Consider the following 1340-nt stretch of genomic DNA (forward strand, 5'->3'; position numbering starts at 1 on the left):
CGGCAGCGGCGCCGCGCCGCAGAAGGCGTGGCGCAGCGATGACAGGTCGGCGCCGTCGCGCGGCAGGCCGGCCAGCGCCGCGAACACGGTCGGCACGGCGCTGAAGGTGGTGGCGCGGAAGCGCTCCACCAGCCGCCAGAAGTTCGGCAGCACGTCCTTGCCGCGATAGCCCTGCGGCGTCAGCATCACCACCTCCCAGCCGCCGTGGAAGGCGGCCAGCCCTGTCACCATGGCGCCGTTGACGTGGAACAGCGGCAGGCCGCACAGCACCACGTGCGGCTGCGGCTCCAGCGCGCCCAGCATGCAGGCCACGAAGGTTTCGTTCAGGTGGGTGTGGATGGCGATCTTCGGCAGGCCGGTGGTGCCGCCGGTGTGGAAGTAGGCGCAGCGTTCGCCGCCGTCGATGACGCGGCCCGACAGCAGCCGGTCCGAAGGCTCGGCGGCCAGCGCCTGGTCGAAGCGCACGATGCGCAGGCCCGCACGCAGCGGCTTGGGGGCGGCCTGGTACAGCGCCTCGAGCGCGCCGGCTGCAGGGCCGGCATATGGCGCCGGGCTGACCACGAACAGCGTGCGCAGCGACGGGCAGCGCTCGGCCACCGCCACCGCCTTGGCCCAGATGTCGCTCTCGGGCGCCGGCGCCAGCGCCACCAGCGCGACGGCTCCGGTGGCGTCGACGATGCTGGCGATGTGCTCGATGTCGAGCATGGGATTGACCGGACTGGCGATGCCGGCCGCCTGCGCGCCCAGCTGGGCGTAGTGGGTCTCGGGCAGGTTGGGCAGCAGCAGCGTCACCGCCTGGCCGGGCGCGACGCCGGCGCGGTGGAAGGCGTTGGCGGCGCGTGTCACCTGCGCCAGGAGCGTGCCGTAGTCGACCGCGTACTCCGGCGCATCCGGCGCGCCGGTCGGCACGAAGCGCAGCGCCGTGCGCTGCGGATCGCGTACGCAGGCCTGGCGCAGCAGCTCGTAGGTGCTGCGGGCCGGTAGCTGCCGCTGCCACGGGGTTTGCTCGTAGGCGGTCAGCTCGTCCTGCGAGCGGATGCCGGCGGCTGGTGCCGGCGGAATGGGGGAATGGTCAGGCATGGTTGGTCTCCGTTTTTGTGGTTTAAAAATTGTTCGGCAACAGCACGGCGCGGCCCAGCCGGCGCTCCTCGACATGCACATGTGCGGCCGCCACCTCGCTCATGCGGAACGCCTGCAGCGGCGGCTCCACCTGGCGCGTGACCGCGTATTCGGCCAGCCAGTCGTGGGCGCTGTGGTCGGAGCGGAACACGGTCCAGGCGTAGCGCGCGCCGCGCGGTGCCCCGGCCGCGGCGCGCCGCTTGGCTGCCAGCGCCGCCAGC

The 1340-nt window shown here is 73.1% G+C and carries 1 protein-coding gene and 1 pseudogene; both read right to left on the reverse strand.

Translation table 11 applies throughout. The annotated features are described in order from the left end of the window. Positions 1–1080 (reverse strand): AMP-binding protein (locus GTP90_RS35725; RefSeq protein ID WP_161087933.1); only part of this gene is annotated, 1080 nt, incomplete at its 3' end. Between the two features lie 22 nt (positions 1081–1102). Then, positions 1103–1340 (reverse strand): annotated as a pseudogene (locus GTP90_RS35730) (alcohol dehydrogenase catalytic domain-containing protein); the annotation flags it as partial.

This window comes from Duganella vulcania, assembly GCF_009857655.1.
In the GTDB taxonomy this organism is placed as follows: domain Bacteria; phylum Pseudomonadota; class Gammaproteobacteria; order Burkholderiales; family Burkholderiaceae_D; genus Rugamonas; species Rugamonas vulcania.